Raw genomic sequence first — 14,859 nt, 5'->3', positions numbered from 1 at the left:
CCGGCAGCCGCCACATTGCGATACGCCTCCGCCAACGCCAGCTGCGCACCCGCGTACGGGTCGAGCTTGGCGTACCGGCCGTTGCCGTCCGTGGCCAGCGCCACACCCAGGTTGGTGTCGGCATCGATGCGCACCATGCCCGCGTCCTCAGGCTGCGCGAGCACCGTGTTGCCCTGCACGAAACGGTCGTACTGGTCGGTGATCCACGCCTTGGACGCCTGGTTGGGGTGCCCCACCAGCTGCAGAACCTGCCGCTTGAGCTCCTCGCCGCCCACCGGACGCGGCAGCTTGCCCGCATCATCGGCCTGCAGCGCGTCCTGCCAGTCGGGGCGGGCGTAGGGCCGCTGGTAGACCGGGCCCTCGTGGGCGACCGTGCGCGGGGGGACGTCGACGATCTGCTCGCCGTGCCAGAAGATCTCCAGGCGTTCGCCGTCGGTGACCTCACCGATGACGGTGGCGATCACGTCCCACTTCTCGCAGATCTCCATGAACCGCTCGACGTGCTGCGGCTCGACGATCGCGCACATCCGCTCCTGCGACTCACTCATGAGGATCTCCTCAGGAGAGAGCGAGGAATCCCGCAGCGGCACCGAGTCCAGCTCGACCCGCATACCGCCCGAACCGGCCGACGCCAGCTCACTGGTGGCACACGACAGACCGGCCCCGCCCAGGTCCTGGATACCGGCGACCAGCTTCTCGCCGAAGATCTCCAGGGTGCACTCGATCAGGAGCTTCTCCTGGAACGGGTCACCGACCTGAACGGCAGGCCGCTTGGCCGGCTTGGTGTCGTCGAAGGTTTCCGAGGCCAGTACGGACACGCCGCCGATGCCGTCGCCGCCGGTACGGGCGCCGTAGAGGATGACCTTGTTGCCGGCGCCGGAGGCCTTGGCCAGGTGGATGTCCTCGTGCTTCATCACACCGATGCAGCCGGCGTTGACCAGCGGGTTGCCCTGGTAGCAGGCGTCGAAGACGACCTCACCACCGATGTTGGGCAGACCCAGACAGTTGCCGTAACCACCGATGCCCGCCACCACACCGGGCAGCACGCGCTTGGTGTCGGGGTGATCGGCCGCACCGAACCGCAGCGGGTCCACCACCGCCACCGGACGGGCACCCATCGCCAGGATGTCGCGCACGATGCCACCGACACCCGTGGCCGCACCCTGATAGGGCTCGATGTAGGAGGGGTGGTTGTGCGACTCGACCTTGAAGGTCACCGCATAACCCTGACCGACGTCGACGACGCCCGCGTTCTCACCGATGCCCACCAGCAGCGCATCGTTCTCGGGAGCCTTCTCCCCGAACTGCTTCAGATGCACCTTGCTGGACTTGTACGAGCAGTGCTCGGACCACATCACCGAGTACATCGCCAGCTCCGCCCCCGTGGGGCGGCGGCCCAGGATCTCCCGGATCCGCGCGTACTCGTCCTCCTTCAGCCCCAGTTCGGCCCACGGCTGGGCGGCCTCGGGGGACTCGGTGGCGTGCTTGACAGTGTCGAGAGTCATCAGGCGCCCACCAGCTTCTTCAGGATCGAGGTGAAGAATCCCAGGCCGTCGGTCCGGCCGGTCCCGATCAGCGGCTCCACCGCGTGCTCGGGGTGCGGCATCAGGCCGACCACATTGCCCGCCGCATTCGTGATGCCGGCAATGTCACGCAGCGAACCGTTGGGGTTACCGTCCAGATAACGGAAGACCACCCGGCCCTCCGCCTCCAACTCGTCGAGCGTGCGCTCGTCGGCGGTGTACCGGCCGTCGATGTTCTTCAACGGGACGGAGATCTCCTGCCCCGCCTCGTAGTCCGCGGTCCAGGCCGTGGCGTCGTTCTCCACCCGCAGCTTCTGGTCACGGCAGATGAAGTGCAGATGGTTGTTGCGCAGCATCGCGCCCGGCAGCAGATGCGTCTCGGTCAGCACCTGGAACCCGTTGCAGATACCCAGTACGGGAAGGCCGGCCTTCGCCTGCTCGATGACGGTCTCCATCACCGGCGAAAAGCGCGAGATCGCTCCGGCGCGCAGGTAATCGCCGTAGGAAAACCCGCCGGGCAGGACGACGGCGTCGACCTGCTTGAGGTCCTTGTCACGGTGCCACAACGGCACCGCCTCGGCGCCCGCCAGAGTGACCGCGCGCTGGGTGTCGCGGTCATCGAGCGTGCCGGGGAAAGTGATCACACCGATACGCGAGGTCATGACTCGACCCGCACGGTGAAGTCTTCAATGACGGTGTTGGCGAGGAAGGTCCCGGCCATCTCGTGGACCCGGGCGAGGGCGGCGTCATCGACCGGTCCCTCCACCTCCAGTTCGAATCGCTTGCCCTGACGGACATCGGCGATCCCTTCGAAACCCAGACGAGGCAGTGCGCGCTGCACCGCCTGCCCCTGCGGGTCGAGGATCTCCGGCTTGAGCATGACGTCGACTACGACGCGTGCCACTGGCACTCCCGGTGGTGTGGTGCGTAAGGCGGTGTCCTCACAGTACCGTGTTCGAAAATCTACGCGCATAGATATCCTGCCTGCCCGATCACGGTCCGGTATCGGGCGGAGTGCCCCCCAGGGAAAATCCTCGAAAAGATCCGGAGGCCGGATTGCGGGAAGACACGCTGACGAAATTAACTGGGCTTCACAATGCAATGCCCATCGCTGTACAAATGAAAAAGCATTGATCCCAATCAGCCGGATCCGGAGCATCACCCCACGTCAACACGGGGTCGCTCCACGAAAGGACCGATATCCGTGGCGCAGCGCGTAGTAGTAACGCTCTCCGATGACATCGACGGAGGAGAAGCCGCAGAGACGGTCACCTTCGGATTGGACGGGAAGTCGTACGAGATCGACCTCAATCCCGCCAATGCGAAGAAACTGCGCGGTGCCCTCGCCCCCTTCGTCGAGGCCGGCCGCAAGCGGGCCAAGTCCGGCAAGGCCTACACCCGGACCGCCGTGACCCCCGACCCGGCAGCCGTCCGTGCCTGGGCCCGCTCGCACCAGATGGACGTCCCGCCGCGCGGCCGGATCCCCAAGAAGGTCTACGAGGCCTTCAACGCGGCGAACCACTAACCGACTTGCCGGCGTCCGCCGGCCCGGGCGCAGCCGACTTGCACAGCACCCCTACTGATCAGCTAGAGTCTGGAGCACGCCGAGGGGCGAGGCCGAAAGGCCGGGCCCCGAGGAGTCACGCGGGTGTAGCTCAGTAGTAGAGCGCCCCCTTTCCAAGGGGGAGGCGCAGTGTGCAATCCCTGTCACCCGCTCTGACAGTCTCGACCAGTCCTTTGGATCAGGTAGAGTAGCTGTCGCGCCACCGGTGAAAGCCGAGTGGATGCCTGCGGACGTAGCTCAGTTGGTAGAGCGCAACCTTGCCAAGGTTGAGGTCGCGAGTTCGAGCCTCGTCGTCCGCTCAGAATGAAGGCCCCGGTCCTTGTGACCGGGGCCTTCTGCATTTCCCACCGCCCCCCGGAATCGTGATCTGCGGGAATTGGCGTGAGGGATGTCACGGGCCGAGTGATCGAGAAGGAAGATCCGGTCCAGATCGTTTTCCAGGTTCCGGGCATGGCCGGCGGAGAAGGCACGGAGAGGGTGGGGACTCTTCTTCGGGCCGTTCTCGCCGGAAGGGGTTTCGCCGGCTGGGGAGTTGGCGGTCGAGGGGGGCGAACCCGGGTGTTCGGTCGGTGCCGGGGGCCGGCGCGCGTCTGCCGCCCCGTCGGCGGTGGCGGCAGCCGGGCGCGGGGGCATTCGGCCTTCGGTGGCGGTCCCGGGAAGCGCTCGGGGTTGGCTATAGTGGACCCCGCACCGCGCGGTGAGCGACTGGGAACAGGAGCTCGGCACGGAGCATGCGGACGTAGCTCAGTTGGTAGAGCGCAACCTTGCCAAGGTTGAGGTCGCGAGTTCGAGCCTCGTCGTCCGCTCCACAGAGGGAGAGCCCCCGGTCGGTGACCGGGGGCTCTCCCCTTTTGTGTCCGGTGTTCCGGCTGGCCGGCCGGCGGCCGTTACGACCAGCTCAGGCCGGTGAGGCGCTCGTACGCCTCGAGGTACTTGGCGCGGGTGCGCTCGATGACTTCCTGCGGCAGGGCGGGCGGCGGCTGTTCGCCGGTGCGGTCCCAGCCCGAGGCGGGCGAGGTCAGCCAGTCGCGGACGTACTGCTTGTCGAAGGACGGCTGGGGGCGGCCGGGCTGCCACTGGTCGGCGGGCCAGTAGCGGGAGGAGTCCGGGGTGAGGACCTCGTCGGCCAGGGTGAGGGTGTCGCCGTCGAAGCCGAACTCGAACTTGGTGTCCGCCAGGATCAGTCCGCGTTCGCGGGCGATGTCGCGGGCCCGGGCGTAGAGGCCCAGGGTCAGCTGGCGGAGGTGGGCGGCGGTCTCGGCGCCGACCTGGCGGGCGACCTCCTCGTAGGAGACGTTCTCGTCGTGGTCGCCGACCGCGGCCTTGGTCGCGGGGGTGAAGATCGGCGCGGGGAGCTCGGAGCCGTCGTCCAGGCCCTCGGGGAGCGCCAGACCGCAGACCGTACGGGTCTTGCGGTACTCGACGAGGCCGGAGCCGGCGAGGTAGCCGCGGGCCACGCACTCGACGGGGACCATCCGCAGCGACTTGCAGACCAGGGTGCGGCCCGCCCAGTCGGCCGGGGCGCCGGGCGGGAGCTCGGTGGACAGCACGTGGTCGGAGGCCAGGTCGGAGAGCTGGTCGAACCACCACAGGGACAGCTGGGTGAGCACCCGGCCCTTGTCGGGGATCTCGCTGGGCAGCACCCAGTCGTAGGCGGACATGCGGTCGCTGGCGACCATGATCAGCTCACCGGCGGCGTTCTGGTAGAGGTCGCGCACCTTGCCGGTGTGCAGGTGGGTGAGCCCCGGGACCTCCACGGGCTCAGGCTTTTCTACAAAACCGGACACGCTTCCTCCGCGTAGGTTGATCCAGGAGTCGTACCGATTCTCCCGTACGCCGAGGTACGGCGACGTCGCAGGGGTGGGAGTGCCCGTCTAACCCGGCTTGAGGGGATCGTGGCCGATGCTCATCAGGCCGTGGCGCCAGGAGTCGCCGCCGGCTTGGGGGTCGCGGGAGGCGTCCCGTTGGGAGCGGATGGTGTCGCAGACCTGCTCCATGATCCGCGCGTCGTCCTCCGTGAGGTCGGTGCGGCGCTTGCCCAGGATTCCCAGGACCCGGCGGCCGGTGTGCTTGCCGGCCCGGTCGGGGACCTCCTCGGTCTCCTCGCCCGCCGCGTCGGTGCTCAGCCAGTCCTGCAGCTCGCGCGAGGTCATATTGACCAGGGCGTGGAACTCGTCCCAGAGCGTGTCGCTCACGGGTCCGGACTCCGCCATGACATGCCTCCGGAAAGTCGGTCGTGGGTCGGGATCTGTCGATGGGTTCCCGGCGTCCAGTGATGACAAACCCGGAAGAAAGGGGCGCCCTCTCGGGCGGGGCGGGCGGCCGGTTGAGCTCTTGAGGTGGATTGCGGGGCGGGGGCGGTACGGGCCGCGCGGGAGCGGTTATTCCTCCCCGCATGAAGGTGAACCCCATCGAAATGCAGAAGTGCCTCGGCGGCGTCGAGTACCCCGCCTCGAAGGACGACATCGTCACTGAGGCCGGTCGCCACGGCGCCGGCAAGGACATCATGGACGCGCTGAAGAAGCTGCCGGCGAAGGAATATCCCTCCCCGGCGGAGGTCAGCAAGGAAATCGGCAAGGAGGGCTGAATCAGCCCGCCCGTGATGGGCGGCGCGTGCCCCGGGTAGGCGACGGTTGGGAAGGGAGGCAGAACCATGCAGCATCACGAGTTCCTCGCTCTGGTGCAGGAGCGCGCCTCACTGCCGGACCGGGGCGCGGCAGAACGGGCGGTCCGCTCGACGCTGGAGACGGTGGCCGAGCGGGTACCGTCCGGGCTGGCCCGGCACATCGCGGCGCAGTTGCCGCACGAACTGGCGGGCCATCTGACCCGGGAGCCGCAGCAGGCCGGGGATTCCGCCGGGCCTTCGGCGGAACGGCCCGGCGGGGTGGCCGCTCCGGGCGACGGCGAACGCTTCGACCTCACGGTCTTCGCCGCGCGGGTCGCCTGGCGCGGCAGGGTCTCCGAGCAGGCGGCCCTCCAGGAGGCGGCGGCGGTCTTCGAGGTGCTGGACGCAGCGCTGGCCCCGGAACTGATGGAACGGCTGAGCCACGCGCTGCCGCACGACATCCGGGAACTGCTGCCGACGACCAGGGCAGAGGACGCGTAGCGCTGCGCTTGGCTTTCCTCCCACGTACCTGGGCGTCCCGCCGTCGGGGTTGCTCGCCGTTGCGCTTTGCGGCGCCCCGCACGTTGCTGGCTGTCCCGCCGCGGGGCAACTCGCCGTAGCGCTTTGCGGCGCCCCCGCACGTAGCCGTCCCGCCGCGGGTCGTCTCGCCGTTGCTCCCCCACTGCCTAAAGGGCGTGGGAGGTACCCCCAGCGGCGGGCTGGGTTTGTTGTGGGTGCGGTGACGGGCCTCCGGGGCCGGTGTTTGGGACTGCTGTCGCTTTACGTCCCAAACACCGGCCCCTCCGGCCCGTCCCCTCCCGTTGGGGGATGGGAAGAAGGTGGGTGGGGGCGGGCGTTGGGGGTACCAGGGGCCCTTGGAACCCGTAGGGGACGGTCGAACAGAACCCGTAAGGGTCGCGAGCGCCCCCTGCAGGGCCTCAACGCAACGGGCCGGGAAGGTATTTCCCGGCGCCCGCCCCCACCGGCCTCCCACCTCCCACCAACGGGAGGGGACAGACCGGAGGACGAAGTCTGTAGGGCTGTCACCGCACCCGACCACCACCCAGCCCGCCGCTGGGGGTACCTCCCACGCCCTTTAGGCAGTGGGGGAGCAACGGCGAGACGCCCCGTGGCGGGACGGCCAGGTACGTACGGGGCGCCGCAAAGCGCGCAACGGCGAGCAACAACCGCGGCGGGACAGACGGGTACGTGGGCGGCACCCGCAGAGCGGCTAGTCGCGTTTGCAGATGCGGTCGAGGAGGTTGGCGGTGGCGCGCTGGATGCGTTCGTCGACGTGGCCGGGGCGGTCGAGGGAGGGGGACCAGGCGAAGGTGCCGGAGGCGAAGACCAGGGCGCCGCTGGGGGCGCGGTAGAGGGAGGTCTCCTGGTGGCGGCGGGTGCCTTCGCCGTCGCGGTACGGGGAGTGCGCGAGCAGGATGCGACGGGTGTGGTCGGGGAGGCTGGTGCGCGGGAAGTAGCGGTCGGCCTCGCCGGCGACCAGGCCGGGAAGCTCATCGCCTTCGTGCGCGCCGGTGGCCTCCCAGAGCCAGTGGTCGCCGTTGCGGACGATCAGCGGGGCCGGCTCGGGGACCCGGCCGGCGTACTGGATGCCCATCAGCCGCTGCTCGGGGTCGCCCAGCTCGCGCCACAGGGCGGGGCGGCCGGGGCCCTGGCGTTTTCGGCAGGTGAGCAGGGAGTCGGGGCTGCCCGAGGGGGACGGGGCGAGGTCGACCTGCCAGTACATGGTGTTGGCGGAGAGGAAGACCAGCGAGGTGCCGGTGTCCCGGGCCAGCTCGACCGTGCGGCGCATCGGCACGGACCAGTACTCGTCGTGGCCGGGGAAGACCAGGCCGCGGTAGCGGGACGGGTCGACCCGGCCGGCGTGCAGGTCGCGGGCGTCGGCGTAGGCGAGGTCGTAGCCGTAGCGCTCGGCCCAGCGGATGAAGTCGTAGGCGTGGCCCACATGGAGGGGGAGGCCGGCGCCGGCGTAGGGGCGGTCGAAGGAGATGGTGGTGGCGGCGTCCTGTTCGCCCAGCAGCGCGCCCTTCTCGTCCCAGGCGTGGTAGAGGCTGGCGCCCGTACGGCCGTCCTCCGGGAAGAGGTTGTACGCCTGCCAGGTGATGTCGGGCAGGAGCAGCAGGAGGTCGGCGGGGCGGTCGTCGCGGACCGTGAAGGGGATGTGGGAGCGGCAGCCGTCGGCGGTGGTCAGGACCGCGACGTAGGCGCCGAGCCGCCAGTACGCGGGGACCTGGAGGCGCCAGGACTGCCACCAGTGGTGGCAGGAGACGGTGCGGCCGGCGGCCATCGGGGGCGGCTGGACGATGCCGGACAGCCGGGGGCTGGTGGTGATCTTGGAGGCGCCGGTGCCGGCGTAGTGGCCGATGCGGTAGACGTCGATGCTGAACGGCTGGGGCGGGTCGACCGACACCCGGAAGTCGATGGCCTCGCCGGGCGCCACCGCGCCGGTATTGGCGAAGCCCTTGATCTGGCCGTGGACGTCATCGGCGGTGCGCGGGCCGTTGAGCTTGCGGGGTGCGGGCGCCCGCAGATCGCCCTGGGCGACGGCGGGGTCGACGTACCAGGGGATGATGCGGCCGGATTCGAAGTAGTTCTCGCTGCCGCGCAGCCAGGGCAGCGGGCCCTGCCCGAACGGGTCCGTGACCGCGTGGGCGAGGGCGCCCGACTCCCAGCGCCTGATCTGTTCCGTCGCCACCTTCCACTCCCCTCCCGCATCCCCCACCGGCGCGGCCGATCGGGCCGGTGCTGCGTCCGGCTGGGTGAACCCGGCCGTCCCCAGCACATCACATTACGCGCTTACTCCGTCACCCTTCGTCGTGAATTTGGATGCCCTTGGCTCCGAATTACGAACTGGAGGCGTGCGGCCGGCGACCGGTCGCGTCAGCCGCCCGTCGGCGCCGGCCGGCCGGTACGGGCTCAAGGCCCTCGACGACCGGTGGGCCAAGGCTGAAGGGGAACCTTCAGCCGGTGCGGCGAGGCCCTGCACGGCCCCGCGTCACACCAGGCGGACGGGCTTCTCCGGGCGCACGCCGACCGTCGTCAGCCAGCCGCGGAGCGGGCCCGCGTCGCCGTCGTCGACCAGGCTGAGCACCGGGCTGCCCAGGTCGGCCCGGCGGGCCCCGTCGACCAGCAGCGCCGGGCCGTCGAGCCAGTCCAGACCGGGGACCGCGCCGGCGGTGTCCACGGCGGCGCAGCAGACCATGGCCGTGACGTGGTCGGCGAGCAGCTCCCGGCCGGTACGGGGCGGTTGCAGCGGGAACAGCGGCAGGCCGCCCTCGGCCAGGCCGTCGCCCCAGGCCACGCCCGCCGCGGCGTCCTCGGCCAGGCTGCCGCGGGCGGCCTGGCGGGCCGCCTCCTCGCGCTCCTCGCGCTCGACCTCCGCGCCCAGCCGGGCGGCGACCAGGTCGCCGGCGTGCGCGTCATGGGCGAGCCGGTCGATGACCCGGTCGAGCGTCGGGCCCGGCGGCGCGGTGGGCGCGGACGGCGGGCCGCCGGGGCGCCCGTCGCCGGGCCGGTGGTCCGCCGGGCCGCCGCGCCCCGCGGGCGGGCCGGCCGGGCCGCCGGCGTACGAGAAGGTCGGGGCCGGGGACGGCTCCACCGGAGGCGGGGCCGGTGCGGGGCCGAGCGCCGGGGCCGGGAGGTCGTCGAGGACGCGGTGGAGGCGGGCGGCCTCCAGGCGCCATTTCCGGTCCACGACCTCTTCCGGGTACTGGTTCCAGCCGACCGGGGACCAGTCGGGCCCGGTCTCGGCCGGGCCGCCGTGGAACAGGCGGGCGGCCAGCAGGGAGGCGGCGCGGTCGATGGCGCCGGGCTCCTCCAGGAGGTCGCAGGCCGGGCGCTCGCCCAGCCGGGAGGCGAAGCCGTCGGCGAGGCGGTCGCGGCGGGAGAGCTCGGTGAGTGCGGAGACCACGCCGGCGTCCAGGCGGGACGGCCAGCGGCCCATCCGCCAGGCGGGCAGCGCGACCCGGGTCAGCAGCCGGTCCCAGCCCGCGTAGGCCAGCCCGACCTGCTCCTGGGCGACGATCCGCAGGCCGTAGTCGACGCTCTGGGCGCGCTCGGAGGCGGCGGCCGCGACGGCCCGCTCCATGATCGTGGCGTGTTCGCGGCAGGCGCGGAGCAGCAGCCGGGCCACCTTGCCGACGAAGCGGAGCGTCGGGCCGCGCAGCGGGCCCCGGGCCCGGGCGGCGACCGCGACGGCGGCGTCCAGGCCGCGGATGAAGCGGCGGGCGGCGGCTATGTCCGGATGCGCGGACGGGCCCGTGCCGGCCACTACGGGGGCCAGCAGGGCACGTAGCTCGGCGACCCGCATCCACCACAGGAACGGTGAGCCGATCACCAGGACCGGGGCCTCGGCGGACCGGCGCCCGGCACCGGGCTCGGGCCCGCCGGTGCCGCGGGGCGGGCCGTGCGCGCGGTGCGTACGGTCCTCCAGCCAGCTGTCGCAGTCCGGGGTGAGGGCTATGGCGGAGGGCGCGGGGACCTCCAGCCGGTCGGCCAGGTCACGCACGAGGCGGTAGAGGTCCGGGGCGGATTCCTCGGCGATCGGCACGGAGGGGCTGAGCGCCGGCCGGGCGCGCGCGATCACGGCCCCGACCAACGCGGCCAGGAGCAGGCCGACCAGCGCGAAGGCGCCGGCCACCCAGCCGGCCGGGTCCCAGCCCGCGCCGAGGCGGCCGGTCGCCCGGCCGACGGCCAGCACCACCGCCACCGCTGCGGGCAGCAGCGCCACGGCCAGCGCGGCGCCGCGGATCCGCAGCACGGCGAGGGCACGGGCACGCGCCGCCAGGACGCCTGTTTCCGGACTTGCCACGAGCCTGTACACCCCCTGCTGTCCTGATGGAGCCGGACGGAGAGAACAGTGGACGGACGCCTTCGAACTTGCGCGTTGTGGTGCGAGCGAGCTCACTCACCACCACTCTGGCACCGGCCACCGACATCGCAATGCCGGTGAGCCACTTGCCGGACGTCCCCGTGGCCACCGCACCGGTACCGGACGCGGCGGCCGCAGGACGCTTGCGCGGCACCCTAGTTGGGGGGCTCCGTCCCGTCAGCCGGAATCTGGCGTGGTCACTCGATGGAATGGCTTTGGGCAAAGCCGGGAACCGGCGGTGGCGCGCCGTGGGCCCGGGGGTGCGGGACCCACGGCGCGGGCGTCTCAGGCGCCCCGGGCCTCCGCGGCGGCCTTGGCGGCGATGTCCGTGCGGTGCTGGGAGCCGTCCAGGGAGATCCGGTCCACGGCCCGGTAGGCGCGCTCGCGGGCGGTGGCGAGGTCGGCCCCGGCGGCGGTGACGGACAGCACCCGGCCGCCCGCGCTGCGCACCGCGCCGGCCTCGTCGAGCTTGGTGCCGGCGTGCAGCACGTAGGCGTCGGGGGCGTCCTGCGCGGCGACCTCGGCCAGGCCCTCGATGACGTCGCCGGTGCGCGGGGTGTCCGGGTAGTTGTGGGACGCGATGACGACCGTGACGGCCGCGTCGTCGCTCCAGCGCAGCGGCGGCAGCGCGGCGAGGTTGCCGGTGGCGGCGGCGCGCAGCAGCCCGCCGAGCGGCGTCTGGAGGCGGGCCAGGACGACCTGGGTCTCCGGGTCGCCGAAGCGGGCGTTGAACTCGATCACCCGGACCCCGCGGGAGGTGATCGCCAGACCGGCGTAGAGCAGACCGGAGAACGGGGTGCCGCGGCGGCGCAGCTCGTCCACGGTGGGCTGCAGCACGCTCGCCATGACCTCGTCGACCAGCTTCGGGTCGGCCCAGGGCAGCGGGCTGTACGCGCCCATGCCGCCGGTGTTGGGGCCCTCGTCGCCGTCGTAGGCGCGCTTGAAGTCCTGGGCGGGCTGGAGCGGGACGACGGTCTCGCCGTCGGTGATCGCGAAGAGCGAGACCTCCGGGCCGTCGAGGAACTCCTCGATGACGACGCGGTCGCAGGCCAGCGCGTGGGCGCGGGCCGTGTCCACGTCGTCGGTCACCACGACGCCCTTGCCGGCCGCCAGCCCGTCGTCCTTGACCACGTACGGCGCGCCGAAGGCGTCCAGGGCCTCGTCGATCTCTTCCGGGGTGGTGCAGACGTAGCTGCGGGCGGTCGGGACGGCCGCGGCGGCCATCACGTCCTTGGCGAATGCCTTGGAGCCCTCCAGCTGGGCGGCGTCGGCGGACGGGCCGAAGACCGGGATGCCGCGCTCGCGGACCGCGTCCGCGACGCCCGCCACCAGGGGGGCCTCGGGACCGACGACGACCAGGTCGGCCGCCAGGCCCGTGGCCAGGTCGGCGACGGCCCGGCCGTCGAGGGCGTCGACCCGGTGCAGTTCGGCCACCTCGGCGATACCGGCGTTGCCGGGAGCGCAGTGCAGCGCGGTGACGTCGGGGTCGAGGGACAGAGAGCGGCACAGGGCGTGTTCGCGGGCGCCGCCGCCGATGACGAGGACCTTCACGACAGGCAGCCTAGACGAGTGGCCGGGACGGCCGGACGGCGGACGGGCGGTCCGGAAACCGTCCGTCGCCGCGGCGGCAACTCTTTCGGGTGAGATTCCGCGCCGTCCCCTACCCGACTCCGCACCACTTCTGGGCGGAAATAGCGTGATCTTGGAGCTGGGGCCAGCCGTTCGGCGGTAGGAAGGGGGCGGCGCGCGACGGCCCTCCGGTACTCCCCCACCGCCCGGAAGGCATGGGGAGGGACCCCCATCGCAGGCACCGCAGGTATCCGTTCCGTACAGCGCGCAGAGAGGGAGTGCACGGGTGAGTCAGCCGGAGATGCAGCCCGAGGGGCCCCCTCAGCAGGAGGGCCGCCCGCTCCGCAAGTACGGCGTCCGGGGCCGGGCCCGCCGGGACGTCGCCGGGCGGGCCTTCCCCGCGGGCGGCTGGGGCGAGCCGGGCGACCGCCTCGACGCGCTCTACCTCTGGACCGAGAACGGTGCGCTGCGCGCCGCCGACTGGTACCTGCACGACCGGCTGGCCAAGCGCCGGGGCGCCCGGGCGCTCCGGCTGGGCGCCGCGGCCGGGGTCACGGGGGGCGGGGTGCTGCCGCTGCTGGATCTGGCCCGGGTGTGGCAGGGCGGGGCACCGTGGGGCTGTCTGTCCCTGCTGCTGGCGGCGGTGTGCGTGGGCTGCGACCGGTATTTCGGGGTGACCGCCGGCTGGATGCGGGACCTGGCGACCGCGCAGGCGATCCACCGGCGGCTGGAGGCGCTGCAGTTCGACTGGGCGTCGGAGGGCGTGCGCGAGGTGCTCGGCCCGACGGAGGGCACCGCGAGCGAGGCGGCCGAGCGCTGTCTGGGGCTGCTCCGGCGGTTCAACGAGGACCTGGGGGAGCTGGTGCGGGTCGAGACGGCCGACTGGATGGCGGAGTTCCGGACCGGTCCGGTGCCGCGGGCCACCCAGTCCCTGGCGCAGTGGACGGTCCCCCGCCAGGAGCACGCCGGGCCGACGGGCCGGTACGCGCTGCCGCACCGCGGCCGCCCGAACATGCCGCGCCAGCGGCCGCCGGAACCACCGTGCTGAGCAGTCCGGGGCGGCGACGGCGGGCGGGGGTGGCGACACGGCCCGCCCCCACCGCCCCGCCGGCCCTGCCGAAGCCGAAGAGGACCGACCAGCCGGAGATGACCGATCAGCCGGAGACGACCGATCACCCCGAGCCGACGGCTCGGCCGGAGACGACCGATCAGCTGAAGACGATCATCGAGCCCTGGCCCAGGCTGCGGGTCGCCGCCGCGTGCAGGCCGAGCCAGACATGGCGCTCCCGGGCGAACGGGCCGTCGTCCATGGGCACCGCGCCCGCCCGCTCCTCCAGAGAGGTCGGCCCGGCCGGCGGCTCCGGCGCGGCCGGCGGATTGGCCGGATCGATGCCCAGGGATGGCGCAACCAGTTCCAGGTCCCGCAGCAGACCGTGCGAGGATCCCAGCGGGCCGCCGCCCTCCAGCAGTTCGTCGTTGGCGAGCGGATGCGGGAAGTCGACCGGTACGTACGCGCCCGCGTGGTCGTAGTGCCAGACCAGGTGGGACTGCTGGGCGGTGGTCTCGAACATCTCCAGCAACTGCTCGTAGTCACCGCCCAGTTCGTCGACCGGGGTGACCTCCAGGCCGCACAGCCGCAGGAGGTAGGCGCGGCGCAGGAAGTGCAGTGCGTCGTAGTCGAAGCCCGCGATGGGGGCGACGTCCCCGGACAGGCCCGGCATGTAGCTGAAGACGGGGACCGGTGGCAGTCCCGCTTCCGTCAGGGCCTTGTCGTAGGCGGCGATCTCTTCGGAGAACGGGTTGTCGGGGCTGTGGCACAGCACATCGACGAGGGGTACCAGCCACAGGTCACATGCCACGGGTGAGGACTCGCTTCCGGTCGGGGACTAGGACACCGGCGCACGCACAGCTACGGGTGCGGCCCATTACGGCCGAGTCGGGACAGCGTAGTGCCCGCGGCGCCATCCGACGAGAGCGGGCGCACCGGACGGTTACCGGCTAACGGACCAGGGCCAGCGCGTGCGCGTTGTACTCGGCGATCAGCCGCTGGGCGGCGGCCAGGTCGCGCCGGACCAGGGCGTCGGCCAGGGCGCAGTGGCCCTGCCACAGGCGGTTGGTGAGGTCGGGGGCGCGGCGCAGCAGCGGCACCGCGTACATCCAGGTCTGGATCCGGATGCGGTCCAGGAAGTCGCTGATGTAGGCGTTGTTCACGATGTTGCCGAGCTCGCGCCAGAACCGCAGGTCGTAGCCGATGAGCACGTCCAGGTCGCCGGCCCGGGCGGCCCGCTCGGCCTCGTCGGCGCGGCGCCGGATGGAGATCAGCACCTCGGCGGGGGTGGCGGCGAGCGCCTCCTGGGCGCCACTGCGGAAGATCCCCTCGATGACCAGGGTGCGGGCCTCGACCATGGCCCGGAAGTCGTCGGCGGTGAAGGCGTGGACCTTGAAGCCGCGGTGCTGTTCGACGTCGAGCAGTCCCTGGGCGCAGAGGTCGAGCAGCGCCTCGCGGACCGGGGTCGCGGAGACGCCGTACTGCTCGGCGATCTCCTTGACGGTGAACGGGTGGCCGCACGGCAGCCGGCCCGCCAGGACCTCGTCGCGCAGGGCGTCGGCGATCTGCTGGCGCAGTGTGCTGCGACGTATGACTGTGCTGTCTCCGCCGGCGGCCATCGTGTGCGTCTCCTTCGCCGTCCCTGACCGCGGGTGGCAGCGG

General features: G+C 72.0%; 14 protein-coding genes and 3 tRNA genes. 7 read left to right on the top strand and 10 right to left on the bottom strand.

Annotated elements, in window-relative coordinates; translation table 11 throughout:
* The 3 genes from purL to purS form a co-directional block, all read right to left on the bottom strand.
* Positions 1-1,505: phosphoribosylformylglycinamidine synthase subunit PurL (gene purL / locus ACZ7MX_RS13900; RefSeq protein ID WP_472131778.1), on the bottom strand; the 1,505-nt coding region annotated here is incomplete at its 3' end.
* The gene (purQ, locus tag ACZ7MX_RS13895; protein WP_472131776.1) at positions 1,505-2,185 is read right to left on the bottom strand and encodes a phosphoribosylformylglycinamidine synthase subunit PurQ; all 681 of its coding nucleotides are present in this window, start codon (positions 2,183-2,185) and stop codon (positions 1,505-1,507) included. The genes purL and purQ, both read right to left, overlap by 1 nt.
* Entirely contained in the window at positions 2,182-2,427 is a 246-nt protein-coding gene (gene purS, locus ACZ7MX_RS13890; protein ID WP_030414485.1) for a phosphoribosylformylglycinamidine synthase subunit PurS, read from the bottom strand. Before purS ends, purQ begins: the two co-directional genes overlap by 4 nt.
* A 300-nt stretch (positions 2,428-2,727) precedes the next feature.
* On the opposite strand from purS, the gene ACZ7MX_RS13885 reads away from it, so the two are divergent.
* The 4 genes from ACZ7MX_RS13885 (at position 2,728) to ACZ7MX_RS13870 (ending at position 3,896) form a co-directional block, all read left to right on the top strand.
* Entirely contained in the window at positions 2,728-3,048 is a 321-nt protein-coding gene (locus tag ACZ7MX_RS13885) for a histone-like nucleoid-structuring protein Lsr2 (RefSeq protein WP_351533610.1), read from the top strand.
* A gap of 119 nt (positions 3,049-3,167) precedes the next feature.
* Positions 3,168-3,239, top strand: a tRNA-Gly gene (locus ACZ7MX_RS13880).
* 74 nt (positions 3,240-3,313) lie between these two features.
* Positions 3,314-3,386: transfer RNA gene (locus ACZ7MX_RS13875), tRNA-Gly, on the top strand.
* A 434-nt stretch (positions 3,387-3,820) separates the two neighbouring features.
* Positions 3,821-3,896: transfer RNA gene (locus ACZ7MX_RS13870), tRNA-Gly, on the top strand.
* Positions 3,897-3,974: 78 nt separating this feature from the next.
* On the opposite strand, the gene ACZ7MX_RS13865 is transcribed toward ACZ7MX_RS13870, so the two are convergent.
* Positions 3,975-4,874: a phosphoribosylaminoimidazolesuccinocarboxamide synthase gene (locus ACZ7MX_RS13865; protein ID WP_472131774.1), complete on the bottom strand. Its 900-nt coding sequence runs from the start codon at positions 4,872-4,874 to the stop codon at positions 3,975-3,977.
* Between the two features lie 87 nt (positions 4,875-4,961).
* The gene (locus tag ACZ7MX_RS13860; RefSeq protein WP_472131772.1) at positions 4,962-5,300 is read right to left on the bottom strand and encodes a DUF3140 domain-containing protein; all 339 of its coding nucleotides are present in this window, start codon (positions 5,298-5,300) and stop codon (positions 4,962-4,964) included.
* A 182-nt stretch (positions 5,301-5,482) separates the two neighbouring features.
* Between ACZ7MX_RS13860 and ACZ7MX_RS13855 the strand changes: the two genes are divergently transcribed.
* On the top strand, positions 5,483-5,674 hold the full coding sequence (locus tag ACZ7MX_RS13855; protein ID WP_472131770.1) for a DUF2795 domain-containing protein: 192 nt from the start codon (positions 5,483-5,485) through the stop codon (positions 5,672-5,674).
* Between the two features lie 66 nt (positions 5,675-5,740).
* Complete coding sequence (locus ACZ7MX_RS13850) at positions 5,741-6,193, top strand: DUF2267 domain-containing protein (RefSeq protein WP_472131768.1); 453 nt, start codon at positions 5,741-5,743, stop codon at positions 6,191-6,193.
* A gap of 730 nt (positions 6,194-6,923) precedes the next feature.
* Here the strand turns inward: ACZ7MX_RS13850 and ACZ7MX_RS13845 are convergent.
* The 3 genes from ACZ7MX_RS13845 to purD form a co-directional block, all read right to left on the bottom strand.
* Positions 6,924-8,405 (bottom strand): N,N-dimethylformamidase beta subunit family domain-containing protein, encoded by a 1,482-nt coding sequence (locus ACZ7MX_RS13845; RefSeq protein ID WP_472131766.1) that lies wholly within the window; start codon positions 8,403-8,405, stop codon positions 6,924-6,926.
* A gap of 300 nt (positions 8,406-8,705) precedes the next feature.
* Complete coding sequence (locus ACZ7MX_RS13840) at positions 8,706-10,520, bottom strand: hypothetical protein (RefSeq protein WP_472131764.1); 1,815 nt, start codon at positions 10,518-10,520, stop codon at positions 8,706-8,708.
* 345 nt (positions 10,521-10,865) lie between these two features.
* On the bottom strand, positions 10,866-12,131 hold the full coding sequence (gene purD, locus ACZ7MX_RS13835) for a phosphoribosylamine--glycine ligase (protein ID WP_472131762.1): 1,266 nt from the start codon (positions 12,129-12,131) through the stop codon (positions 10,866-10,868).
* Between the two features lie 304 nt (positions 12,132-12,435).
* Between purD and ACZ7MX_RS13830 the strand changes: the two genes are divergently transcribed.
* Positions 12,436-13,197 carry an SLATT domain-containing protein gene (locus ACZ7MX_RS13830; RefSeq protein WP_472131760.1) on the top strand — a complete coding sequence of 254 codons (762 nt, stop codon included), beginning with the start codon at positions 12,436-12,438 and terminating at the stop codon, positions 13,195-13,197.
* 160 nt (positions 13,198-13,357) lie between these two features.
* Here ACZ7MX_RS13830 and ACZ7MX_RS13825 read toward each other — a convergent pair whose 3' ends face one another.
* Both ACZ7MX_RS13825 and ACZ7MX_RS13820 read right to left on the bottom strand, forming a co-directional pair.
* Complete coding sequence (locus ACZ7MX_RS13825) at positions 13,358-14,008, bottom strand: hypothetical protein (protein WP_030414475.1); 651 nt, start codon at positions 14,006-14,008, stop codon at positions 13,358-13,360.
* Positions 14,009-14,147: 139 nt separating this feature from the next.
* A complete protein-coding gene (locus ACZ7MX_RS13820) occupies positions 14,148-14,816 on the bottom strand; it encodes a GntR family transcriptional regulator (protein WP_472131758.1) in 669 nt (222 codons plus the stop codon).
* Positions 14,817-14,859: the final 43 nt, after the last annotated feature.

Source organism: Streptomyces sp. NPDC107765, from assembly GCF_055657085.1.
Note: the sequence above shows the minus strand (reverse complement) of the source record. Positions and strands in the feature narration are given on the sequence as shown.